The following is a 22,369-nucleotide window of genomic DNA, read 5'->3' on the forward strand; positions in this document are numbered from 1 at the left end:
GAAATGTATTGCAACAACACCAAAACTTGCATTATGTGGTCTGCTTATACTTATTATAAAGCATGCGCCGATAAATTAATACCTTTTCATTGCTGTTTTACTGCTCTCTTTTTTTATATTTCAAAATTAATACAGACAGTCCGAAAAAGATGACGGCTGTTATCAGAAGGATGCCGATATGAATCCATACATTGTCCTGATGGCTTCCTAATGTCATCGTGATACCCAGGGTTTCTTTAAAATCTACCGCAAATTCACCGGATACTTTTGACAGTCCTGCGTCCATTGGTTCCTTCATCATGACCTGTCTCATCAGCGCTGCCCCATGGGAAATCGGGAAACATTTAACCACTGTCTGCAGCCCCTCCGGCAGTGTTCCCACCGGAATATATATACCGGTGAGAAAACCGGACAGGGGTGCAATTACTGAAGATACCGTAGAATATGTGTCCGAATGGCTGAATAAGGAAATCAGTAAATACATCATTGCACTGGAAGCCAGTACCGTTAGCAGGATTACCCCTAACACCATTGCCATAGATAAAAGATCCAGCAGCTCTCCTCCTCTGCACACAATATATATTTCAGCTGCTATTAAGGTGAAAATACTCATCAATACACCTACGATATAGGAACTCAGCACATATCCGCCGGCAATCTGCCATTCCTTTAAAGGAGAACAGAAAAAATCTTTGATACAGCCATTTTCTTTATCCCGGATCATAAGCCCCATAGCCCCTAATGTGGTTGTCATGGATGCCACCGATATAAAGCCGGACATGATCCATGCATCTATAATATGATCTGCATTTTCAAGCTCTACCAGACTTTTTTTCATATTGTCACCCAGGAAAAATACATATAATACAATTACCACAAGCGCTGCTATCAGAGAAGAGAAAACACCTTTTTTGTTGCGGAAAAAAATTTTACAATTGCGGACCAGCAATACATTCATGCAAATACCCCCTCACTTTTGGCAACTTTTAAAAATACTTCATCCAGGGTATTTACCTGGTATTTTTCCTTTAGTTCTGCCGGTGTTCCGCTCTCAGCCACAACGCCATGATCCAGCATGACGATCCGGTCTGATACTGTGGCTTCTTCCATATAGTGTGTCGTTAAAAGGATCGTCATTTTCCGCTCCTCTTTTAAGTGCAATATCATCTTCCAAATATCCTGACGTGCCTGGGGATCAAGTCCTGCAGTGGGTTCGTCCAGAAACAATATCTTTGGCTTATGTATCAGCGCCCTGGCAATATCCACTCTTCTTCTCTGTCCTCCCGATAATTTCCCGTACGGACGGTCTATATATTCCATGGCGGAAACAGCAAGGATGGCCTCATGAACGTCCTGCTGTATCCGGGATTTTTTCTTCATGTATAACTTTGCACGCAGATTCAGGTTCTCTCTTACGGTAAGTGATCCGTCCAGTATGCTGTCCTGGAATACAATACCGATATCCTTTTTAATCTGCAGATCTTCTTTTCCAGCCATGCAGCCATTTATTTTTACCTCTCCCCCATCCGGTTTTAACAGGGTGCATAAAATATCAATCGTTGTGGATTTACCGGCACCATTTGGTCCCAGAAGCGAAAAGAGTTCTCCTTTCTTTACGTGAAAAGACAGGTCTCTGACTGCTTCCGTTTCCCGGTAAGATTTTTTTAAATGGGACACTTCCATGATATCACTCATATAACCACCATTTTATAACAGATTTCTCTGTCATACCGCCGCACATAAGCCGGAAGAAAGTTCGCACCGCGGCATTCCCTTCTGTTCTATTCTTCTCCCGGGATTTCTCTATGATTTTCTATTCTATTATTTTTCTGCAAAAAAACAACAGGCCGCAAAGCGACCTGCCTAATTTAAGGTATAAGAAGTATAAAACAGAGTGTAAGCTGCTATTTATTTTTGTCATTCTCTTTGAAAGCAAGCATGTCTTTCTTTCTCTTATGGTATTCTTTTATCCCACGATCCAGTTCCTTTGCCTCCTTATGGGATTTGAAATAAGAAAAAAATACAACTACTGCATAGACTACAAGAACCTCTGCCGTAAGGATCAGTCTGTCTTCCCATGTGTTGATCCCCCAGTTGCAGTACGTGGCAAATAACACTACTACCGTTATCACACAGATTAAATGTATGCATCTTCTTAAAATGGCACTGAACTTTCTTTTCGGCGTCCATATATAGAGGATGGTATTAAACAGCGTTGTTAAAAATGACAGGAGTAATATCTGTCCAAATATATTACTGGGAAGTTCAATCACATCGGTACTGGTACCTGCGGTTGCCAGAGTCAGCATCACAAGGATTCCAGTTGTAATTGCACAAAAATCATGAACCAAAGCCTTGATCCAACCTGCCTGATGTTCTTTTTCCATCCCGTTCTCCCCCCTATACATTCATTTTTTTCTTTAGTTCCGGCACATATTGTCTGGAAATGATTATCTTTTCCCCATTTTCCAGCATGGCTTCAAACCTTCCGCCAAATGCGGGTCTTATGGAACTTATTTTATCCATATTAATGATGACGGACTTGGATATTCTAAGGAAGTCACTGACTCCGTAAATTTCTTCGATCTGATACAGCTTCTGTTTTATTTCATAAACAGATTCTCTGCAATACATATAGGACTTATTATCCACTGTCTCAAAGTAATAAACTTCATCGGGATGAATCCGGTACATCTGCTCCTCCTTATATCCGATCAGGGTATCCTGCTGCATTTTCAGTGCCGTGATCAGTTTCAGGACATTTTCATTCAATTTATGCATAGAAATAATAATTTTATCTTCTGCATCCTTTTCTGGTGTTTCAATTATGATCTTCATCCCCACACCTGCCTCATCCATCTATCTTTTTGCCATATGCTTTTCTAACCTGCTCAGTCCTGCATTTACCACAATAGCCAGCCCCGCCGACAAAATACTTCCCCACAGAATCTTGTTGACATTTAAGGTCCGCAGACCGTCAAGCAGGATACTGCCAAGACCCCCCGCATTAATGGTTGCCGCTATCGTTGCGATTCCGATTGTAGATACCACCGCCAGATGAATCCCCGTAAATAATGGACGCAGAGACAGCGGAATCCGTACCTTAACCAGTATCTGCATCCGGCTCATGCCCATTCCCGTCGCGGCTTCTATCACAGATCCATCCACCTGATTCAGCCCATCTATAAAATTACGCAGCAGCAGATATTGGTTATACATCACCAGTACAATCACTGCCGTATTTCTCCCAAGGCCTGTCACCGGTATTAATATAGCAAACAGTGCCAGGCTTGGTATGGAATAAATCATGGAAAAAAATCCAATGAGAATCTTGGATATCCACTGAAAATACATGGCTAAAATTGTCAAAACCGAAGCCAGTACTACGGATAATACCAGGGTAATCAGGACGATCATTATATGTTCTGCCAATGCATTCAATAATTTATCGTAGTATTTTACCAGATATGTGATCATGTAAATGCCTCCCAGAATTGTTCCTGTTTCCGCGTGGAGTCAATCAGGGATTTCACAAAATCATCCGCAGGATTTCTTGCGATTACCTCCGGCTTGTCAAACTGTCTGATCTTACCTTCATTCATAATAATGACACGGTTGCCAAGTTTAAACGCCTCATTAATATCATGCGTCACAAATAGGAACGTCTTTTTGGATTGTCCATGGATTTTCAAAAGTTCCTCCTGAAGGTTCATACGGTTGATGGCATCAATGGCACCAAAGGGTTCATCCATCAGCATGATCTGAGGATCTGCACACAGGGCTCTTGCAAGACCTGCTCTTTGCTGCTGGCCTCCGGAAAGCTGGGAAGGATACCTTTTACCATATTCTGCAAATGCCAGACCCACCATCTCCAGCAGTTCCTTTACTCTAGCCTGCACTTTTTCCTCCGGCCACTTTAACAGCCTTGGGACCGTAGCGATATTATCCCCAACGGTCATATGGGGAAACAGACCAACCTGCTGGATTACATATCCGATCTCTCTTCTAAGCAGAACCGGATCTTTAGCGCTGATATCCTCTCCAAAAATTCTAATGGTACCTGCATCCGGCTCATAAAGGCGGTTAATCATTTTCAGTAATGTCGTTTTCCCACACCCGGATGATCCCAGTATCGTGATAAATTCTCCCTGACCGATCTCACAGCTAACATCATTTACTGCAAAATATCCGGTATTATCAAATTTTTTGCTTACATTTATAAATTCAATTGCTTTCTTCACACAAATGCCTCCGTTAGCTGCATTATTTTATACTGTCGTAATACTCCTTTGCCACCTCTTCGTATTCCCGCTTATCCACATCTACCTGGGCATTTAGCTTCGTAACTGTCTTCGTATCCAGAGTAGCACTGATCTTATTTAAAATGTCTGCAATTTCCGGATAAGTGTTTAACACGGTCTCCCGCACAACCGGAGCTAAATTATAGGGCGGCCAGAGCTTCTTATCATCTTCCAGAAGGGTAAATTCATCTTTTACCAGCTGGCCTTCGGTAGTATATGCCGGTGCCACATCCGCCTCATCATTTTCCAGTACGGAATATTTCAGCCCGCCGTCATATACTTTTGACGATTTCCAGTCAAATGGTCCATAGAGCTTTTCCAGACCCAGCATCCCGTCTTCTCTCTGGTCAAATTCCCCCTGGGAAGCAAAACGTAGTTCGGACGCATTTTTCTGTAAATCTGAAATGGTTTTAATTCCATATTTCTCTGCCACATCAGTACGGATAACCAGACCCTGTCCATCATTTGCCTGAGAATAGTCCAGCCAGATCAATTTATACTGCTTTTCATATTCTTCCTTTACCGTGTCATATACCTGTTGTGCATCTGTCATGGGATCCATTTTTAAAATAGAGATTAAACCGGTGCCGGTATATTCCGGGTACAGATCCACTTCTCCATTCATTATGGAGGTATGAACAACGGATCCTGCTATATCCATGACTCTTTCTACATTAAAACCTGCATCCTCCAATGCCAGGGCATAAACTTCCGCTACCACCAAATTCTCCGTAAGATCCTTTGACCCCACTTTAATGTTTTTTTCATTGCTTTTACTGTCGCCGCAGCCAGCTATTGAAGCGGTTATGGATGCTGCTAAAAATATTGCAAATATTTTTTTTATAACTTTATTTCCTTTTTTCATTTTGGTCTCCTTACTATTCTACAGTGCTCTGCACTGACTCTATTTTTTTGCCCCATTGCCAGTAGGCTTTCTGGCTGGATGGAGTACTAGTGCCACCCGGCACAAATATCAGGCACTATATATCGACGTATTTACGCCGGGCGGCACTAGCGGTATCTTACAATCCATTTTTCTGCCGCTGTCACCAGGAACCCGGAAAAGAGGGATAGCAGCGCCACTGAGATTCCGCCAATCAATAATAAATCAGTTCTGTTTAATCCAAGCCCGGTAAATATAATTGTCCCAAGTCCACCGCCTCCAATATAGGCAGCCAGGGTAGCACTGGCGATAATCTCAACGAATGCAGTCTTGGTGCCGATGAGAATATACGGCAGGGCGAGGGGAATTTTCACTTTTTGAAATATCTGTTTATCTGTCATACCAAGTCCCCGGGCAGTTTCCAGTATAAATTCGGGGGTGCTTTCAAATCCTGCATTTGTATTCATAAGAATGGGCGGAATTGCCAGTATCACCAGCGCTGTCATTGCAGGTTTCACACCGGTTCCCATAATGGGAATTAATAATATTAAAACGGCAAAACTGGGTACAATCCGCAGTACATTAAAAAATGCAGTTATCCACTTACGGAATTTCTTTGTGTGTGCGCAGTATATGCCTGCCGGAATGCCCACTGCCAGCGCAATTCCAAGAGAAAGCAAACTGATCCACACGTGCTCCCATGCTGCCGTCAGATAAGTATCCATGTTATTTGTAAAATAATCTATGATTTGCTGCCACATAACAGGTGTCCCTTCTTTTTCTGTCTTCTTTCATCTTCCAAAAATGACATGTCTCCATTTTACCGCAGTTTTCGACATAGGGCAATGACAAGAATCCCATTTATTTTGAAAAAAACAAAAATATTTACATAAAATACCGAATACCGTGGTATGCTATATGACATTTTATTATTCATTATTAGCAGTAACATCATAAAATATGAAAATGCATTCTTTAAAAACTGTTGTGTTTTTACTGGAATTTAAATTATTTATACAAACTCTTCCTTGTTCTTTTGGTATTCATAGGATAAAATGAAAATATAATATTACAGGATCTGCCCGCATTTTTTTATATTAAATTTACATACAGGAAGGAATCTCAAAAAATGGAAATCAGAAAAAGTACCCCAGATGATTTAGATACATTGCTGCAGCTATATGCAGATGCCAGAGACTTTATGGCGAAAAACGGTAATCCCTCACAGTGGGGCAGCACCTACCCGTCAGCTGCACTTGTCCAATCCGATATTGACAAAGGCTGCAGTTATGTTTGCATTCAGAATGGCCAAATCGCCGGAACCTTTTATTTTAAAACAGGAGAAGATCCTTCTTACCGGGAAATCTTTGACGGCAGCTGGTTAAACGAACTGCCTTATGGAGTCATTCATCGCATTACTTCTGCCGCGGGTACGAAAGGCGTTGCTTCCTTTATCTTCCAATGGTGTTTTCAGCAGTGCGGAAACCTTAAAATTGACACCCATGACGATAATCTTCCCATGCAGAAAGCTTTAAGGAAAAACGGTTTTATCCACTGTGGAACCATCTATCTGGAAGACGGATCAAAACGTATTGCTTTCCAGCGAGAAAGATAGTCAAAAAGGAGTTATTATGGATCATTTGGAAGAAAATTCCCTGCTTTTGGAAAAATACCTGCCAATCTGGCAGCATTTAAATACCGCCCAAAAGGATACTCTTGCAAGAAATGCAGTCACCACCAGCTATGCAAGAGACAGCCATATACACTTTGGCGAAAATGACTGTATCGGAATGCTCATCATCAAAAACGGGGTTATGCGTACTTATTTACTTTCCGAAACCGGCAAGGAAGTTACACTCTATCGGCTTGGCGAAGGTGAGGTATGCATTTTATCTGCATCCTGCGTGCTCCAAACCATTACCTTTGATGTGTATATTGATGCAGCCGAAGACTGCGAGATACTGCAGATTAACTCTTCTGCTGTTTCCGGACTTATGGAAGAAAACATTCATGTGGAAGCCTATGCATATAAACTGGCAACCGAACGTTTCTCCGATGTTATGTGGGCTATGCAGCAGATTTTATTTATGAGTTTTGACAAGCGCCTGGCTATTTTCCTGTTGGACGAATGCACCCGGGCAAAATCGGATACTATCAAAATGACTCATGAACAGATTGCCAAATATACGGGCAGCGCCAGAGAAGTAGTTTCCCGGATGCTCAAGTATTTTTCAACAGAGGGCATTGTAGAATTATCCAGAGGCGGCATACGGATTCTGGATAAGCAAAGTCTAAAAAAACTTCTGTAAACCGTATAAACCATTACCTTTTGTTATACAAAAACAGGTGGACCCCCAACATATCCGTTTGGGGTCCACCTGTTTTTAAAGTGCAAATGAAGCACTCAGCTCTTCATTAATTGTATAATATACCATCTTTTCTTCCGGCTTCACATAAATATCCATGGTGTTCAAATCCGCAATACGGTTGCCGGCATCCTTCCAGATCTTTTTCACCTGGGCAATGATATCCTGTTCATTATATTCTGCATCCTGAAACTGAACATAAAAATTCGTTTTCTTAGATGCCCGTTTTTTAACAGCAGTAGCCTCTTCCTTTTTAGGTATCTCTGTCTGAACTTCTTCTGTCCGGGCAGCTGCTGTTTCCTTAACTGCTGCTGATGTTTCCGCTACTGTAACTGCTGCTGCTGTGGCAGCTGTAGCTGCTGTGTCTGCTTTTTTTGTTTCTTTTGTTTCGTTAGTTTCTTCGCGTGTTTCATTTTCAATGACATTTCCTGTCATCATCTTATTTTTCTTTTTTAGATGTCTTTTTTTAGCCATATGTTCCTCCTGTTGAATTTCCGACAGTTATTATAGTATTATTTTCAGGAAATGTCAAAATTTTTTAAATTGTGGAGGAAAAGGTAACTAATTTCTTAAATAAACAAATTCACATTCGACTCTTCCGCATCACCAAGATAAGATGCCACACCAGCCAGTTCCACGCCATCGATCAGCTCTTCTTTGGTTATTCCCATCACATCCATGGACATGGTACAAGCTACCAGTTTAATCCCATTTGCCATGGCATGCTGCATCAGTTCTTCCAGGGATTCCACATTTTTATCCTTCATTACTTTCTTCATCATTTTGGTTCCCATTCCAGCCATATTCATCCTGGAAAGTTTTAATTTACCGGTTCCTCTGGGCATCATGGCACCGAACATTTTCTCGATAAACGGTTTTTTCACCGATTGTTTATCTGTTTTTCGCAGTGCATTCAGCCCCCAGAAGGTAAAGAACATGGTGACTGGCCTGCCCATTGCTGCCGCTCCGTTTGCGATAATAAAGGAAGCCAGAACTTTATCCAGATCCCCGCTGAATACGATTAATGTCTTGCCTTGTGGAAGGGTGACTGCATTTTCCGTGGAACTTCCCTGGCACACATTGGTTCCCTTCTTAATATAGACGATATTTTCTCTGTCTTTACGTTCGGAATTCACCATGGTGTTCCCTGTTCTTTTGCACCAGGCATCAATATCTCTGACAAATCCCATATCCGTTGCCGATACCTGCAGAACCTGGTTCTCTTCCATTTCTCTCAGTGTTTCATTTACCTTCATAATGGGACCCGGGCACTGAAGACCGCAGCAGTCCAGAATTTTCATTTCTTTTTGCGCCGGCACTGTTTCTGTATTTACTTGCGCTGTGTTAACATGTGCTGCGTTAGCCTGTGGTGTGTTAGCCTGAGCTGTGTTAACCTGCTCTGCGTTAACCTGCACTGTGTTAGCCTGAGCCTGGGCTGCTTTCACTTCTTTCTCTGACATCCCTTCTGAATCCTCCCATTCTTCCCTGTCCTGGTAATGCATTGATTTATAGAAACCGGTACCGCCTGACAATACTTTTACATTTTTAAATCCATTTTGCATCAGTATTCTGGCTCCATTGTATGACCGGACACCGATTGCGCAGTATACGATAATCATACTGTTCTTATCCAGTTCCCTCATTCTTTCTCTTAATTCCCCCAGGGGTATGTGGTAAGACCCTGGAATCTGATATACCAGGCGCTCCATCTCTTCTGTCACATCCAGAATTGTATAAGGTGTATCCTGCCCGGGAACCTGTAAACGATCCATTTCCTCCCATTCCAGAAAGGATACCATATGGTCCAGAACATTATGGGCTGTAAATCCAAGCATATTTACCGGATCTTTCGCAGAGGAATAAGGCGGAGCATAAGAAAGTTCCAATTCTTCCAAATCAAATATCGTACCGTGTAAACGCATGGTAACTGCCAGTGTATCAATTCTTTTATCGACGCCGTCCTGGCCTATAATCTGGGCTCCTAAAATCATACCTTCCATGTCAAACAGCATTTTTAAAGTAAGCTGGGTTGCACCGGGATAATATCCGGCATGGGATTTCTGGTTGATCAGTACGGTTTCATAATCTCTTCCTTTTATCCTGCCCATTTTCTTCAGGGTCTTTTCATTTACTCCCACTGCCGCAACAGTCAGGTCAAATACCTGTGCTACGGAGGTTCCCTGGGAACCATGATATTCTTTTTTATCTCCCGCTATGTTGTCCGCACAGATTCTTGCCTGCTTGTTTGCAGGTCCGGCAAGAGGAATCATTGCAGGATTTTTCAGAACAAAATTCTCCACCTGAATGACATCTCCTACTGCGTAGATATTGGGATCTGAAGTCCTCAGATTTTCATCTACCACAATACCGCCCCGTTCATTTAAATGCAGCCCGGCTTCCTTAGCCAGCATACTGTTTGGGCGAACTCCTATTGATAAAATCACAAGATCAGCTGTCACCACTTTTTTGCTGTTCAGTATAATTGCAGTTCTTCCCAAACGGTCTTCAAAATAGGAGACACCGTCACCCAGTATCAGTTCCACTCCGTTCATCTGCATATTTTCATGGAGCAGCTGTGCCATTTCTTTGTCAATGGGCGCCATGACCTGATCCTGCATTTCGATAATCGTAACCTCTGCCCCAGCCTGATGCAAATTTTCCGCCATCTCAAGACCAATGAATCCGCCTCCGATAATCGCTGCCCTTTTCGGATGTTTTTCCGCTACAAACGCTTTAATTTCGTCAGTATCCGGCACCGTCCAAAGCGTATAAATCCCTTTCCCGTCAATCCCCTTAATAGGCGGTTTCAGCGGGGATGATCCCGTAGCGATAACCAGATCGTCATAGGTTTCTTCATAAGTTTCATTGGTTTCCAGATTTCGAACCAAAACACATTTACGGTCCGGATCAATCTTTATCACTTCGCTGTAAATGCGCACATCAATATTAAATTTCTTTTTCATCCCCTGGGGAGTCTGTAAAAGCAGTGCGTCACGGCTCTTGATCACATCTCCGATATAGTACGGCAGACCACAGTTTGCATAAGAAATATAGCCTCCTTTTTCAAATACCACGATTTCCATTGATTCGTCCCGTCTTCTAAGACGTGCAGCAGTGGTAGCTCCACCAGCAACCCCGCCGATTATCACTGTTTTTTTACCCATATTATCATTACCTCTATTCTGATCATTTTTGATTACTGCCTTATCGGCATCTCATTGGTAAACTATCATTATCCTGAGTCTTATTATAAGGGTTCTGATATTTATTTTCCGTGACCAGGTCACAAAACAAAAAAAATGGCGTGTTTGAAAATTCATTCCAGCCATCTGTCCGAAAATATTTTTCTAACACGCTTTAGAGCGTGTTTTAAAATTGCTTTCTGGCAGCTGTGCGTCACACTTTGTGGGAGATTTGTCCCGGATGAAGGGCGCGTAGCGGGCTACGTAACCTGAATTCGGGGCAAATATACCTCAAAGTGGGGCGTGCAGATGACGGAAATGAATTTTCAAACACGCTCTAGTTTATCCGATTCCGTAACCATTTGTTTTTAACAGTGTAACTGTTTTTTCCCAATTTTCTTCTTTTACAAACACATAGTCAGTATGAAAGGTGGAGATTACAAAAATTCCCACTTCATGATCTGCCAGCAGCTTTGAGATTTTCGCAATCACCCCGATCATAGAGAAATCCAGAATTCCTTCAATCCGAAATCCCCTCCAGCCGTCTTCCCGCTCCAAAAATTGATCTGGCGCCTTGTTTTCCGGGCAGACAAGTGAAAGTTCTTCATCTGTTTTGCCTGTAAATACAAATTCATCTTCATAAGGGATCTTTTCCCCAGTTTGAAGCTTGCAAACGCTGAACCTTGGTTCCAATAATTTTAATTGCATTTTTTCTATCCTTCCTGAAATGAAATATTTTAAACATATGCCTTTATTTTACAATGAGACTTCCTGCTTTTCAATACTTCCCGTCAGAATTTTCTAATACCTTTCAAAGACAAGCTGCATATTCTAATTTATTTCATATAATAAAAAAGCGATATTTTAAGAAGGAGACTTCCCATGCCACATCACAATCAATATGGTTCTTTGCCAAACCGCCGTAATATGGGTCAGAACAAGTGCACACAGGATTACCGCTCCCCATCGGAGAAATGCCGAAATCAAAACCCGGATCAGCATTCCCAGACAATTGGCCCTGACGGACCGGTACTTTTACAGGATACGATTTTACATGAGACCCTTGACACTTTTGTCCATGAAAAAATCATCGAAAGAGCTGTACATACGAAAGGCTATGGTGCATTTGGCTGCTTTACTGCCTATCAGTCTATGCGCCCTTATACCAAGGCATCTTTTTTGCAGAGACCCGGTCAGATAACTTATACCTTTTCCCGGTTTTCTTTTGCTGTAAGTACAAAAGGAACCCCTGACACTGCAAGGAATGTAAGGGGATTTTCTACCAAGTTTTATACCGACTCCGGCGTCTTCGACCTGCTCTGTAACCATATTCCTGTATTTCTGGTAAGAGATGCCATGAAGTTCCCCACTGCCATCAAGTCCCTGTCCCCATCCGCATCCAACAATCTTCCAAATCCTCTGGCATTCTGGAAGTTTGTAGCGGAGACTCCTGAGTCTGCTCATTTTGTCACGCTGCTGTATTCTGATCTGGGTACGCTGGCAAGCTTTCGCTGTATGCGCACATACGGCGTGAACACTTATGTCTGGGAAAATGAAAAAGGGGTACGGCGCTATGTAAAATACCATTGGATACCCTCTTGCCAGGAATGTACCTTAACCCGGCAGGAAGCCGCAAAGCTTGCCGGTGAAAATCCCAATATAGCCGGTGAAGAATTGTACAATACCCTGGCTGGGGGAGAGACTTACCAATATGAGCTCTGCGTCCAGTTCATGAACATGGATGAAGCCTGCAGCCTATCATTCGATCCTCTGGATGATACGAAGGTCTGGGATCAGGCGCAATTCCCACTCACAAGAGTAGGCTGCCTTACCTTAGACCGCAATGTGGATAATTATCAGCAGCAGGTGGAAAAAGCGGCATTTTCTCCCGCTAACCTGATTGATGGAATCCAGCTATCTGCGGATAAAATGCTCCAGGGACGTTCCTTCGTCTACTGGGATGCACAGCGCAGGAGAATTGGTCCTGATTTCAGGGATATTCCCGTAAACCATGAAGAAAAATGGTCTCCTGACAAAATGGTCTCAAGCGGCAACGGAGCATGTATCTCCGGCACCGTAATGCGCTCCGAAATCGAGAAAGAAGACAATTTCACCCAGGCGGGAGAACACTATCTGTCTCTATGCCAGGAAGCCCGTGACCACCTGGTGGACAACATCGCTTCGGAATTGTATAACGCTCCTGAACATATCCGCAATTGTGTCCTCGGCTATCTGTGTGCGGCAAATCAAGAATATGGAGCCCGGGTCCAGGAATGTATGTACTGGTACCAGAAACAGCTTTAATGCTCATATAGAAAGGAAAAATCTATGTATTTTGAAGGTTTACTGATTGGTTTATTTGCATTTTTAATCATCGGCATATTTCATCCCATCGTCGTGAAAGGAGAGTATTACTTCTCCAGTAAAATCTGGCCTCTTTTCCTGCTTGCCGGGGTTTTGTGCTTAGTCATTACCGTAAATATTGAAAACACCATGTTCTCCGCCCTCTTCAGCATCTTAAGCTTTACCTGTTTCTGGAGCATCGTAGAATTAAAGGAGCAGGAAGAACGTGTCTCCAAAGGCTGGTTTCCCAAAAATCCAAACCGTCCGGAAAAACTGAAATTAAAATTCAAAACGAAAAAAACCTGTAAAAAATCTCCTGAAAAGTCTGCTGAACATGTTTCTTAAAGCCTGATTTTCATTTTTTCCATAAAAGACGGTTCCGTCAGATTAGAACGGAGCCGCCTTTTTCGTTTCTTATGCTTATTCCTGCTGTTATTTCCATCCCCCCGGAAGATAACCCATTGTTGCATCTATCATATCATAAACCAGAGTACGGATTTCCTCCCGGCTGCAATTTTTCCCTGCAAATGCCGGATCATTGATAAATGCTTTTACAACGGTTTCCCTGTCACAGTTTTGAGCCGCCTCCAAAATATAATCATGATTTTCTATATGAGGCATAACCAGAGCTTTGATGGCGTTCGGCAGCTTTCCCGCCACCACGGGACGAATAGCATCCCGTTCGAACACTGCATTTGTCTCTACCACCGCATTTAGGGGAAGATTCGGTATCTGTCCAAAGCTGTTTGGAATGTTCACATTGCTGATTACTCTCTCCAGACCGCATAAGGCTTTCATGAGCAGAATCCCCTCTTCTCCGGTGGGCTTTAATTCCACTTCTGTCTCCTGTGCCAAGAGCTTCCTGCTTTTTTCCAGACGGTTTTTAAGATCTTCCTTTCTCCACGCTGCCGTTGTCAGTCCGAATTTCCAGTCTCTTACCATCTCCGGATTTTTCAGATATTCATTACCCGGCATAAATTCCGCCAGATGGCGGTCACCTGCCGCCGCAATCAGTCCATAGCGCAAAAACAAATCAAACTTTACCCGGTGTGCGCAGGCAAAGCATGCATTTGCCCAGTTGGTATCTCTTTCTTTATAACCTTCTGCAAAGTGCTTTTCAATATACTCCTGATACACAGGAAACAGGTCAATCCCTTTATAAGATGCATAGTCAAACCAGGTAAAATGGTTAATACCCAGAACATTTACCTGAATCTCCCTGCGGCTGACCCCTTCCATCCCATATGTGTCTTCTAAAATGCCTTTTAATACTTTCTGGGTGCCGAACACTTCGTGGCAGCAGCCAAAAGCCTTTATCTTTGGAAAGACTTCATACAGCGTTTTTACACAGAGAGACATGGGATTGGTATAATTAATCACCCATGCATTTGGTGCATGATCCCGGATCGCTTCTGCGATTTTCACATACATGGGAATTGTCCGCAGTCCACGGATCATTCCTCCTGGTCCGGCGGTATCCCCCACAGACTGATAGACCCCAAGCCTTTCCGGCATATGTACGTCAACTGCCATTTCTTCAAATGTCCCCGGAAGAATGGAGATCACGATAAAATCTACGCCCTCCAGCACTTCATCCAGGCTGTTATAGGTTTTATATTCCCATTTCCCCACCGCTTCACTGCGTCTGCTTAAATGATTTCCTATGCTTTCATTTGCTTTGGCTGCTTCTTTTTCAATATCATACAGGCGGATCGTTCCGCTCATGCGGGGTTCCAGAGCCAGATCTGTCATAAATGTCCAAGCCCAGCCCCTGGACCCCCCTCCGATATAAGCTATTTGAACATCTGATACCTTGTCGTGTCTATACTTCATGCAATTACCTGCTTTCTTTTTTATTCCCGCTTGCAGCGGTTTTTTTGACTTCTGTATTCAGATTCCGAATTTTCACACAAGAGAACCTGTTTGAAAATACGCTCTGGACAATATATTAAAATATACTATAATAATTTATAGATTCTATTAGTTTTAATTCCATACGAAGGAGACGAATATGCGTAAAGTCCTGTATAGTGAAAGTATCGATGGCATCATGATTGACCGGGTCGTCCGGGATTATGAATTTACCATGCCGTCCAGACATACTCATGATGAATATGAGATCTATTATCTGGTAGAAGGTGAACGGTATTATTTTATTGAAAAACAAACTTACCACATTAAAAAGGGCAGCCTGGTCTTCATAAACCGCAATCAGATCCATAAAACCGGACAGTACGGCGACTCCTATCATGAACGGATTGTAATCGAATTTCTGGATGAGCCCTTTTCCACCTTTCTGGCTTCTACCGGGGAACTCTCTCTGGCTGCATTTTTCAGAAAAAACCAGGGCGTGCTGCAGCTGGAATTACCCCACCAGAAATATGTGCTCTCCCTTCTGGACGGCATCGCAGATGAAATGTATACCCGTGATCCCGGCTACCGGATGATGGCTATGACAAAGCTTGCAAGACTTCTGTTTTTTGCCATGCGCCATTGGAATAATAACGTCACCTCTGCTCCAAACACGGCGCTTTCCACTTCCGCTCCTCATCAGAAAGTGTCGGAAGTAGCATCCTTCATTACCGCCAATTACGCATCCGCCTGTTCACTTGCACACATAGCCGATCATTTTTATATGAGTAAAAGTTATTTAAGCCGTATCTTTAAAGAAATAACCGGATATACAGTCAACGAATACATCAATGTAAACCGCATTCAGCAGGCAAGAATACTTTTGGTGGAAACGGATTTAAGCATCACAGAAATTGCGGAACAGCTGGGGTATGAAAGCATTACCTATTTTGAAAAGATTTTTCGCAAACACACGGAAACATCCCCTTTAAAATATCGGAAACAATTCAACAAAAGCATTGCTCTTCCCCGTCCAAAATCCTTTGTTGCAGAAATCATGGAATCCTGATCGCAGAAATTAATATCTGGTATAAATCAAAGGAATTCAATAATTCTCTTATTCGCCAGGAGTTATACTATCTTCGTGAGATCCACAATATTAATAAGGAAAGGGATAAATATTGTCATATTCTACTTCCCACATTCCATTATCTGGGAACCCCGGCAGATCTTTCCGGCAGCCTCTATAACCCGCTGTCATCATAGCCGCCGCCAGTAAAAGTGAACCATTTCCAGGCAGGTATAAGGGGAGGTCTGTGCGCCCTTTCTGATAGTTGTTGCCGCTTACTACATATGCATTCTTGGGCGAATCCTTCAGCAGGATATCAATTGCCCTTTCGGGGTCCCCAAGCCTTACGGCTGTCATTGCCATCATGGCAAAATCCCAGCCCCACATGGTGTTAAAATCCCAGCAGGCAAATATTTTATTCAAAGTTGCTTTCATGGTATCTCCATGAATGCGTTCTCCCGGAATCAGTCCGAATGCTCCCGTCATGGACGGATGATCCCGGTTAAATTCTTCAAACGTGGTGGGGCAGGTCTCACATGCCAGATACAGCCCTTCCCTTACTGCTGAAGGTGCCATATGCTCCGCGGTATAAATCCAGTTTTCTTCCTCTTTGCCCAGGCGTTTCGCCCATTTGGCAGCTATGTGCAGGATAAAGTGCCAATATTCCAATTCAAAGACCGGATTTTTCGTCGTTGCCGGGTCGTGTTCTTCCTGAGCCGGAATCAGCGGTGATGGCAGGTCATAATACCCGGTCTGCTCATTCCAAAGAGTGAAATCACACATAAAGTCCGCAGTTTCTTTCACCACTTCCCAGTACTCATCCAGCAGCTTCTGCCCGCCGCCACTTAGGTATACCAGCTCCAGCATATAAATGATTGAGGGCTGCTGCCAGATCAAAAGGGTTGCTATGGAAGAAGGGCTGTCTGTCCCGTCACAGGCTGTCATTTTAGGCCACCTTGCCCCCCGGTATCCATTGCATGCAGCATTTTCTTTCGCTTTTTGCAAATGCCTGCGGTACCACCCAAGGCTTTTTTCCAGCCGGTGTGCCTGATTAAAAAGAGGTGCCCAGCCACAGTGCCAGAGATACATCTCCAGATGGAATTTGCCATACCAGCTGTTGCAGGTCAGCCCTGTTTCCTGGGGAGGCATGGAGCCGCAGGACTGCAGATTCAGCAGATATTGGGAAAGAATGATTCTGCGCTCCAATTCTGCAGCCCTCTTATCTTTTGAACGGTGCAGATCGATCACTCCGCAGGTCTCCCAAAACTGCTTCCATTTCCTTTGGCTGTTTCTCTCCACCTGCTCAAACCCCGGAGCCTCTCCCTGTTCAAAAGGCGAAAAGCCCAGCGTAAAAACAAGTGTCCTGCCTTGATTTCTCAGATTGATACCATGTTCATTATCCCGGCTTAGAATCGAATCGCTTTCCCTGTTTAATATCACATAATATTGGTCTTTGTCCAGAATCCGCTGAAAACAGAGTTTTCCTTTTAATCCACTGCTATCTCCTTTTATAATTTGCGTCTGATGCAGCTCTCCCCGTTCCCAGTCGGATGCCGTAATATCACTGCAGCCATAAGGAAACAAAAGCCCTACAGTCAGCCGTCCTGTTATGAGCGCCTCTGAATCCACCCGGATTCCAAGTACATCCCAGTCTCCGGCACAAATGGTCTTTACCTCTGTGGGATAGCCATGGAGAATAAATCTGCTGGTTATTATCCCCTCATAGAGATCCAGAGTCTGGTCCACCTTTTCCATATCCGAAGATTGGATGTCCTGCCCATCCCAGAAAAAAGTCAGCCTGCATAAATTAAGACGATGGGGATTTTCCCGCAGCCAATGATAGATTTCTTCATTGCCCGGCTGGCAGTCCGAAGCATAACGGACTACCCTGTTTCCATTTTTATATTCTGTTTTGACTACCTGGGATGGATCAAAATACAAATCCCTGTTATCCCCCGCAGGAGCGGTATGCCATCCCCATTGGCTCATGGTACAAAGGGGCACATGGGCATCCTTTTGTTCTTCGTAAAACGTCTGCAGACCGGTTACGTCCACCGTAAATGCAAACTCACCATTTCCCACCGTTAACGGAGACTCCGGCTGAGCACAGGTGAGATGGGGATTGTGCCTGTTCAGCAGTAATTTTCTGTCTATCATCGCATCTATCCTTTCAATCCGCTGGTGCTGATTCCTTCCACCAGATATTTGTTAAAAATCAGAAATATAAGAAATACCGGGACCAAAGAGCAGGTAGACATAGCGAACATTGCCCCGTAATCCGTTGTTGAAGAGGCATCCGCAAACTGCTTAATTGCGATAGATGCCGTATACATCTTGGGCTTATTCAGATAGATCATAGGCGCCATAAAGTCATCCCACTTCCAGTAAAACTGAATGATTACCGTTGTAACAATGGACGGTTTCAGCAGCGGGAAAATAATCCGGGTAAAAATAGAATATTTGCTGCATCCGTCTATGGTAGCGGCTTCATCCAGTTCCCTTGGAATCCCTTTTGCAAATTGCATCATCTGATAGATAAAGAATGCCTGACCAAAAAAATGCGGCAGAATCAAAGGTAAAAAAGTCCCCACCCAGCCAAGCCTGTTATAGATAATATACTGGGGCACCAGAATAATCTGCGCCGGAAGCATCATCGTACAGATCATGGCTGTAAACCAGATCTTACTCCCCCTAAATTTAATACGGGCAAACGCATATGCAACACATGCCGAACTGAATACGGTTGCAGCCGTTGAGATACCCGCTACGATAAAGGAATTTGCAAAGAATCTGCCAAAAGAGATTCCGCCAAATCCGGACCAGCCGTTGGTAAAATTCTCAAACCTCCAGCTGGGAGGCAGCAGCTTCAGCCCGCCATTTAGTATTTCCATATTATTTTTAAAGGCACCACTGATCATCCAGAGGACCGGATAAATCATAATCAGCCCAAATCCGCAGACAAACAGGTGGTAGAAGAAAGTGCCAAAGCGATGTTTTGTTTTCATTCCCATGTCAGCTTAACCTCCTTTGGCCTATTGGTCTGATTCCTGGAATACCCAGAACTTAGACGATTTGAATATCACAAGTGTCACGATGCTGATGAGCACCAGCATGATCCAGGACATGGCGCTGGCATAACCCATATTAGAATACTGGAAAGCATGTTTGTATACATACAGTGCATAAAAGTTCGTTGCATCGTTTGGTCCGCCCTGGGTTATTACAAATGCCTGGGTAAAGGACATAAATGCGGAAATGGTCTGCATGACCAGATTATACAGAATAATCGGGGACAGACAGGGCAGTGTAATTCTGAAAAACCGCTGAAACTTATTTGCACCGTCAATGTCTGCCGCTTCGTAATAACTGCCCGGAATTTCCTTTAACCCGGCTGCAAAAATGATCATAGAAGAACCAAACTGCCATGCAGCCATGGCAATGAGAATGCCCATTGCCGCGTTTGGATCCCCCAGCCAGGAGATCTTCTTCATGCCGATTCCGGTGAGAATGGCATTGGCAAGGCCTCTGGTAGAAAAGATTGTCTTCCATACCAGCGCTACCGCAATACTGCCGCCGATCAGGGATGGCACATAATATAACGACCGGTAAAAAGTAACGCCTTTTCGCTTCTTCGTCAGCAGATATGCTACCAGCAGTGCAAATGCCAATTTAACGGGTACCGAAATCACAACATAAATAATGGTCACTTTCATAGAATTCAGAAACCGTTCATCTGCCAGCAGGCTGAAATAATTCTCCATGCCGATAAAGGAAGCATCCTGCCCTAATTTATAATCTGTTACCGAGTAGTACATGGATACTAATATCGGAATCAGGGTAAATCCCAGGAATCCAACGATAAACGGCAGTGAAAACAGATAACCTGCCGTATTGTTGTGATGTATAAACTTCCGGAGTTTATTGTTTTGTTTCTTTTCCATATCTAGTCTCCTATTCTTCTGGAGCGTGTCCGAACCGGTGTTCAAACAGGCTTCTGGAATCCTCAAACGATTATTTAAATTTGCTCTGGGCAAACTCTACCAGTTTCTGCGCTGCTTCCTCTGGTGTCAATTCTCCATACTGCACTTTCTCTACCAGCAGCTTATCCTGGTCCTCTATTTCCGTTTTCGGTTCGGGACTGATTACGTTACTGTCCTCCAACGGGAATTTTCCTATTTTATCCACGAAATCATAAATCACCTTATTTGCATCATCAGCCTGTGCCTTAACCTCATCTCTTACTTTCGTCATAATAGGAACACCCCGCTCACCATTCAGCACTTTATTTGCCTCCAGGTCATTGACAAAGTAATTCAAAAATTTCGCTGCTTCTTCCTTTTGTTTTGAATTTTTGGAAATGGATAGCATCTGGGAAGACTGAACAATCATACCGTATGCGCCGTCCTTGGTAATCCGGGGCACCGGTGCAATCTTAATTTCCCTTCCTGCAGCATTGATGATGGAGTTGATCTGGTTGGATGCAACCCAGGTCATTCCCGCATCGCCGGTCACCAGATAATCATTCTCGATGTCTTTAATTTCTTTAATAGCTCCTGCATCGGGATAGGCGCCTGCATCGGTGAGTTCTTTTATCATAGACAGATAATCAGCCATAGGCTTTGCATCTGTCCAGGCAAGACCGTTTCCTTCCTTATTGAAGAAATTGGCATCTTTTTCTGTCTGGGATACTCTCTGGGTTACACCTGCTATAAAGTTATCCATTTTAGAAGTACCAAAAATACCCAGTTTTTCTGTGATAGCCAGACAATCCTCCTTCCATTCCTCCCAGGTCCAGTCATCCGATGGCTCTGTCAGGCCTGCCTCTTTAAAAACAGCCGTGTCATAAGCTATTCCATACGTATTGGTTCCAATAGAAATTCCTACCTGGTCCCCATTGTTATTCTGGGTTGTTTTCAAAAATGATTCCGTAGTATCACTTACATCAATTGTTCCTTGATCCATATAGCTGCCAAGAATTTCAATGTTGTTTTCGTATTTAGGGAAATTTCCTCCCAGCTGGAAAATATCCCATACGTCATCAGCGGCTACTAACGTATCCAGCTTTGTAAAATAGCTGTCAAAATCATAGAATTCCGCTTCTATTTTTACATTGGGATTCTGTTCCTCATACATTTCAATCACCTTATTGGTGGCATCATGACGGCTTTGTGATCCCCACCATGCCATGCGTAAGGTAATCTCGTCTCCGGAAGCTGCCGCCTGCGTCTCATTTTGAGTACCATCTTTTGCCGCCTCTGTGCTTTTACTTTCTGTACTATTACTGCCTGTACTCTTGCTGTCTGTACTGCCGCCACACCCCATCAAACCAGCAGCCATAGTTCCCGCCAATAACCATGCTAAAGCTCTTTTCATTTTCATAATTTACCTCTCCATTTCTTTTTCATTTTCGTTAGTTTGTACTGCTCCTATCTGATATGTTGACATTCTATACGAAACTTACTTCTAAGTCAATATACATATAAAAAGTGCATAAATAAAATTGATTTTCCGTATTTTTCAAACTATATTTACTTTTTTATTTGTGCATATTGGACAAATTTTGCTCTGGATTTTCTGGCATTTTTTTGGATTAGTCATGCGTTGACACACTTCGCTCTCCGTTTTATAATGGATTGTACGAACTTTTACACAAGAGAGTATTAAAAACTTGCACGATAAGTATTGGAAAATACTCCAGAAAAGGAGCCACAGAATATGATAAAAAAACTTACCAAAAATGCCCGGCGCCCGGAAGGAAAATGGGGCAGTCTGATGATTCATAAAATGAACCTGGGACATGCGAGGCTGACAAAATGGGCACTTTACCAGCTGGATCCCGCACCTGACTGCAAAGCACTGGATATCGGATGCGGGGGCGGAAAAGCGGTGCGCCGCCTGTTAAAATTAATTCCCCAGGGAAAAGTCTACGGCGTAGACTACTCTCCTCTTTGCATTGAACGTGCCCTAAAAGAAAACAGCCATTATATTGCAAACGGCAGGGCTGATATTTTAAAAGCAAGTGTCTCTAACCTGCCCTTCAGAGATAACGTATTTGACCTGGCAACTGCCATTGAGACCATCTATTTCTGGCCGGACATCCATTCTGACTTAAAGGAAGTTCTCCGTGTTTTAAAGCCAGGAGGCAGATTTGCAGTCATATGTGAAATGGTACAGCAAGAAGATGACGCGGATAAATATGCAGAAGTGACCGCTCTTTTGAACATGCATATTCCTTCTGCAATCGGATTAAAAAAAGCCATGCAGGGTGCAGGATTTTCTAAAATCCGCGTTCGTAAACATCCGCGAAACGGGTGGCTGTGTGTAATCGGAGAAAAGTAGTCGGCAGATAATCAGAACCATTGTTGGAGGTTCTA

The 22,369-nt window shown here is 43.3% G+C and carries 23 protein-coding genes; 6 read left to right on the forward strand and 17 right to left on the reverse strand.

The features are described from left to right. Positions 1-97: 97 nt before the first annotated feature. From ACH2DQ_RS06910 to ACH2DQ_RS06945, 8 genes are all read right to left on the reverse strand, one after another. Positions 98-958 (reverse strand): ABC transporter permease, encoded by an 861-nt coding sequence (locus ACH2DQ_RS06910; RefSeq protein ID WP_394912835.1) that lies wholly within the window; start codon positions 956-958, stop codon positions 98-100. Next, the gene (locus ACH2DQ_RS06915; protein WP_394912836.1) at positions 955-1,695 is read right to left on the reverse strand and encodes an ABC transporter ATP-binding protein; all 741 of its coding nucleotides are present in this window, start codon (positions 1,693-1,695) and stop codon (positions 955-957) included. The genes ACH2DQ_RS06910 and ACH2DQ_RS06915 overlap by 4 nt, the downstream gene beginning before the upstream one ends. Before the next feature lie 209 nt (positions 1,696-1,904). Further along, on the reverse strand, positions 1,905-2,387 hold the full coding sequence (locus ACH2DQ_RS06920) for a DUF3021 family protein (RefSeq protein ID WP_394912837.1): 483 nt from the start codon (positions 2,385-2,387) through the stop codon (positions 1,905-1,907). A gap of 13 nt (positions 2,388-2,400) precedes the next feature. Continuing rightward, entirely contained in the window at positions 2,401-2,838 is a 438-nt protein-coding gene (locus ACH2DQ_RS06925; protein WP_394912838.1) for a LytTR family DNA-binding domain-containing protein, read from the reverse strand. Positions 2,839-2,859: 21 nt separating this feature from the next. Then, the gene (locus ACH2DQ_RS06930) at positions 2,860-3,477 is read right to left on the reverse strand and encodes an ABC transporter permease (RefSeq protein WP_394912839.1); all 618 of its coding nucleotides are present in this window, start codon (positions 3,475-3,477) and stop codon (positions 2,860-2,862) included. Next, the gene (locus tag ACH2DQ_RS06935; protein WP_394912840.1) at positions 3,474-4,241 is read right to left on the reverse strand and encodes an ABC transporter ATP-binding protein; all 768 of its coding nucleotides are present in this window, start codon (positions 4,239-4,241) and stop codon (positions 3,474-3,476) included. Before ACH2DQ_RS06935 ends, ACH2DQ_RS06930 begins: the two co-directional genes overlap by 4 nt. A 22-nt stretch (positions 4,242-4,263) precedes the next feature. Continuing rightward, positions 4,264-5,166, reverse strand: coding sequence for a glycine betaine ABC transporter substrate-binding protein (locus ACH2DQ_RS06940; RefSeq protein WP_394912841.1), 903 nt, complete (start codon positions 5,164-5,166; stop codon positions 4,264-4,266). 146 nt (positions 5,167-5,312) lie between these two features. Next, complete coding sequence (locus ACH2DQ_RS06945) at positions 5,313-5,945, reverse strand: ABC transporter permease (RefSeq protein WP_394912842.1); 633 nt, start codon at positions 5,943-5,945, stop codon at positions 5,313-5,315. Positions 5,946-6,313: 368 nt separating this feature from the next. Between ACH2DQ_RS06945 and ACH2DQ_RS06950 the strand changes: the two genes are divergently transcribed. Both ACH2DQ_RS06950 and ACH2DQ_RS06955 read left to right on the forward strand, forming a co-directional pair. Next, the gene (locus tag ACH2DQ_RS06950) at positions 6,314-6,799 is read left to right on the forward strand and encodes a GNAT family N-acetyltransferase (protein ID WP_394912843.1); all 486 of its coding nucleotides are present in this window, start codon (positions 6,314-6,316) and stop codon (positions 6,797-6,799) included. A 16-nt stretch (positions 6,800-6,815) separates the two neighbouring features. Further along, the gene (locus tag ACH2DQ_RS06955; protein WP_394912844.1) at positions 6,816-7,493 is read left to right on the forward strand and encodes a Crp/Fnr family transcriptional regulator; all 678 of its coding nucleotides are present in this window, start codon (positions 6,816-6,818) and stop codon (positions 7,491-7,493) included. Between the two features lie 75 nt (positions 7,494-7,568). Here ACH2DQ_RS06955 and ACH2DQ_RS06960 read toward each other — a convergent pair whose 3' ends face one another. The 4 genes from ACH2DQ_RS06960 to ACH2DQ_RS06975 form a co-directional block, all read right to left on the reverse strand. Then, positions 7,569-8,024 carry a DUF6465 family protein gene (locus tag ACH2DQ_RS06960; protein ID WP_394912845.1) on the reverse strand — a complete coding sequence of 152 codons (456 nt, stop codon included), beginning with the start codon at positions 8,022-8,024 and terminating at the stop codon, positions 7,569-7,571. Between the two features lie 95 nt (positions 8,025-8,119). Then, complete coding sequence (locus ACH2DQ_RS06965) at positions 8,120-10,714, reverse strand: FAD-dependent oxidoreductase (protein ID WP_394912846.1); 2,595 nt, start codon at positions 10,712-10,714, stop codon at positions 8,120-8,122. A gap of 183 nt (positions 10,715-10,897) precedes the next feature. Further along, positions 10,898-11,020 (reverse strand): DUF6783 domain-containing protein, encoded by a 123-nt coding sequence (locus ACH2DQ_RS06970; RefSeq protein WP_394912897.1) that lies wholly within the window; start codon positions 11,018-11,020, stop codon positions 10,898-10,900. 54 nt (positions 11,021-11,074) lie between these two features. Then, positions 11,075-11,440, reverse strand: a complete 366-nt coding sequence (locus ACH2DQ_RS06975; protein ID WP_394912847.1) for an ACT domain-containing protein — start codon at positions 11,438-11,440, stop codon at positions 11,075-11,077. Between the two features lie 174 nt (positions 11,441-11,614). On the opposite strand from ACH2DQ_RS06975, the gene ACH2DQ_RS06980 reads away from it, so the two are divergent. Continuing rightward, positions 11,615-13,036: a catalase gene (locus tag ACH2DQ_RS06980; protein WP_394912848.1), complete on the forward strand. Its 1,422-nt coding sequence runs from the start codon at positions 11,615-11,617 to the stop codon at positions 13,034-13,036. A 24-nt stretch (positions 13,037-13,060) separates the two neighbouring features. Beyond that, on the forward strand, positions 13,061-13,420 hold the full coding sequence (locus tag ACH2DQ_RS06985; protein WP_394912849.1) for a DUF4491 family protein: 360 nt from the start codon (positions 13,061-13,063) through the stop codon (positions 13,418-13,420). A gap of 87 nt (positions 13,421-13,507) precedes the next feature. Here ACH2DQ_RS06985 and ACH2DQ_RS06990 read toward each other — a convergent pair whose 3' ends face one another. Beyond that, positions 13,508-14,908, reverse strand: a complete 1,401-nt coding sequence (locus ACH2DQ_RS06990) for an alpha-glucosidase/alpha-galactosidase (RefSeq protein ID WP_394912850.1) — start codon at positions 14,906-14,908, stop codon at positions 13,508-13,510. Positions 14,909-15,086: 178 nt separating this feature from the next. On the opposite strand from ACH2DQ_RS06990, the gene ACH2DQ_RS06995 reads away from it, so the two are divergent. Then, positions 15,087-15,995, forward strand: coding sequence for an AraC family transcriptional regulator (locus tag ACH2DQ_RS06995; protein WP_395026105.1), 909 nt, complete (start codon positions 15,087-15,089; stop codon positions 15,993-15,995). Between the two features lie 90 nt (positions 15,996-16,085). Here ACH2DQ_RS06995 and ACH2DQ_RS07000 read toward each other — a convergent pair whose 3' ends face one another. From ACH2DQ_RS07000 to ACH2DQ_RS07015, 4 genes are all read right to left on the reverse strand, one after another. Beyond that, positions 16,086-18,152: a hypothetical protein gene (locus tag ACH2DQ_RS07000; RefSeq protein WP_394912852.1), complete on the reverse strand. Its 2,067-nt coding sequence runs from the start codon at positions 18,150-18,152 to the stop codon at positions 16,086-16,088. A 5-nt stretch (positions 18,153-18,157) separates the two neighbouring features. After that, positions 18,158-19,006, reverse strand: a complete 849-nt coding sequence (locus ACH2DQ_RS07005) for a carbohydrate ABC transporter permease (RefSeq protein WP_394912853.1) — start codon at positions 19,004-19,006, stop codon at positions 18,158-18,160. A gap of 21 nt (positions 19,007-19,027) precedes the next feature. Beyond that, complete coding sequence (locus ACH2DQ_RS07010; protein ID WP_395026108.1) at positions 19,028-19,936, reverse strand: carbohydrate ABC transporter permease; 909 nt, start codon at positions 19,934-19,936, stop codon at positions 19,028-19,030. Between the two features lie 70 nt (positions 19,937-20,006). Continuing rightward, positions 20,007-21,374: an ABC transporter substrate-binding protein gene (locus ACH2DQ_RS07015; RefSeq protein WP_394912855.1), complete on the reverse strand. Its 1,368-nt coding sequence runs from the start codon at positions 21,372-21,374 to the stop codon at positions 20,007-20,009. A 336-nt stretch (positions 21,375-21,710) separates the two neighbouring features. Here ACH2DQ_RS07015 and ACH2DQ_RS07020 point away from each other — a divergent pair, with 336 nt between their 5' ends. Then, complete coding sequence (locus ACH2DQ_RS07020) at positions 21,711-22,334, forward strand: class I SAM-dependent methyltransferase (protein ID WP_394912856.1); 624 nt, start codon at positions 21,711-21,713, stop codon at positions 22,332-22,334. Positions 22,335-22,369 lie beyond the last annotated feature (35 nt).

Source organism: Robinsoniella sp., from assembly GCF_034124845.1.

Bases quoted from the DNA above. Each gene is read 5' to 3' on its own strand.
- ACH2DQ_RS06910 (WP_394912835.1), bottom strand. From the start codon at position 958: ATGAATGTATTGCTGGTCCGCAATTGTAAAATTTTTTTCCGCAACAAA.
- ACH2DQ_RS06915 (WP_394912836.1), bottom strand. From the start codon at position 1,695: ATGAGTGATATCATGGAAGTGTCCCATTTAAAAAAATCTTACCGGGAA.
- ACH2DQ_RS06920 (WP_394912837.1), bottom strand. From the start codon at position 2,387: ATGGAAAAAGAACATCAGGCAGGTTGGATCAAGGCTTTGGTTCATGAT.
- ACH2DQ_RS06925 (WP_394912838.1), bottom strand. From the start codon at position 2,838: ATGAAGATCATAATTGAAACACCAGAAAAGGATGCAGAAGATAAAATT.
- ACH2DQ_RS06930 (WP_394912839.1), bottom strand. From the start codon at position 3,477: ATGATCACATATCTGGTAAAATACTACGATAAATTATTGAATGCATTG.
- ACH2DQ_RS06940 (WP_394912841.1), bottom strand. From the start codon at position 5,166: ATGAAAAAAGGAAATAAAGTTATAAAAAAAATATTTGCAATATTTTTA.
- ACH2DQ_RS06945 (WP_394912842.1), bottom strand. From the start codon at position 5,945: ATGTGGCAGCAAATCATAGATTATTTTACAAATAACATGGATACTTAT.
- ACH2DQ_RS06950 (WP_394912843.1), top strand. From the start codon at position 6,314: ATGGAAATCAGAAAAAGTACCCCAGATGATTTAGATACATTGCTGCAG.
- ACH2DQ_RS06955 (WP_394912844.1), top strand. From the start codon at position 6,816: ATGGATCATTTGGAAGAAAATTCCCTGCTTTTGGAAAAATACCTGCCA.
- ACH2DQ_RS06960 (WP_394912845.1), bottom strand. From the start codon at position 8,024: ATGGCTAAAAAAAGACATCTAAAAAAGAAAAATAAGATGATGACAGGA.
- ACH2DQ_RS06965 (WP_394912846.1), bottom strand. From the start codon at position 10,714: ATGGGTAAAAAAACAGTGATAATCGGCGGGGTTGCTGGTGGAGCTACC.
- ACH2DQ_RS06975 (WP_394912847.1), bottom strand. From the start codon at position 11,440: ATGCAATTAAAATTATTGGAACCAAGGTTCAGCGTTTGCAAGCTTCAA.
- ACH2DQ_RS06980 (WP_394912848.1), top strand. From the start codon at position 11,615: ATGCCACATCACAATCAATATGGTTCTTTGCCAAACCGCCGTAATATG.
- ACH2DQ_RS06985 (WP_394912849.1), top strand. From the start codon at position 13,061: ATGTATTTTGAAGGTTTACTGATTGGTTTATTTGCATTTTTAATCATC.
- ACH2DQ_RS06990 (WP_394912850.1), bottom strand. From the start codon at position 14,908: ATGAAGTATAGACACGACAAGGTATCAGATGTTCAAATAGCTTATATC.
- ACH2DQ_RS06995 (WP_395026105.1), top strand. From the start codon at position 15,087: ATGCGTAAAGTCCTGTATAGTGAAAGTATCGATGGCATCATGATTGAC.
- ACH2DQ_RS07000 (WP_394912852.1), bottom strand. From the start codon at position 18,152: ATGATAGACAGAAAATTACTGCTGAACAGGCACAATCCCCATCTCACC.
- ACH2DQ_RS07005 (WP_394912853.1), bottom strand. From the start codon at position 19,006: ATGGGAATGAAAACAAAACATCGCTTTGGCACTTTCTTCTACCACCTG.
- ACH2DQ_RS07010 (WP_395026108.1), bottom strand. From the start codon at position 19,936: ATGGAAAAGAAACAAAACAATAAACTCCGGAAGTTTATACATCACAAC.
- ACH2DQ_RS07015 (WP_394912855.1), bottom strand. From the start codon at position 21,374: ATGAAAATGAAAAGAGCTTTAGCATGGTTATTGGCGGGAACTATGGCT.
- ACH2DQ_RS07020 (WP_394912856.1), top strand. From the start codon at position 21,711: ATGATAAAAAAACTTACCAAAAATGCCCGGCGCCCGGAAGGAAAATGG.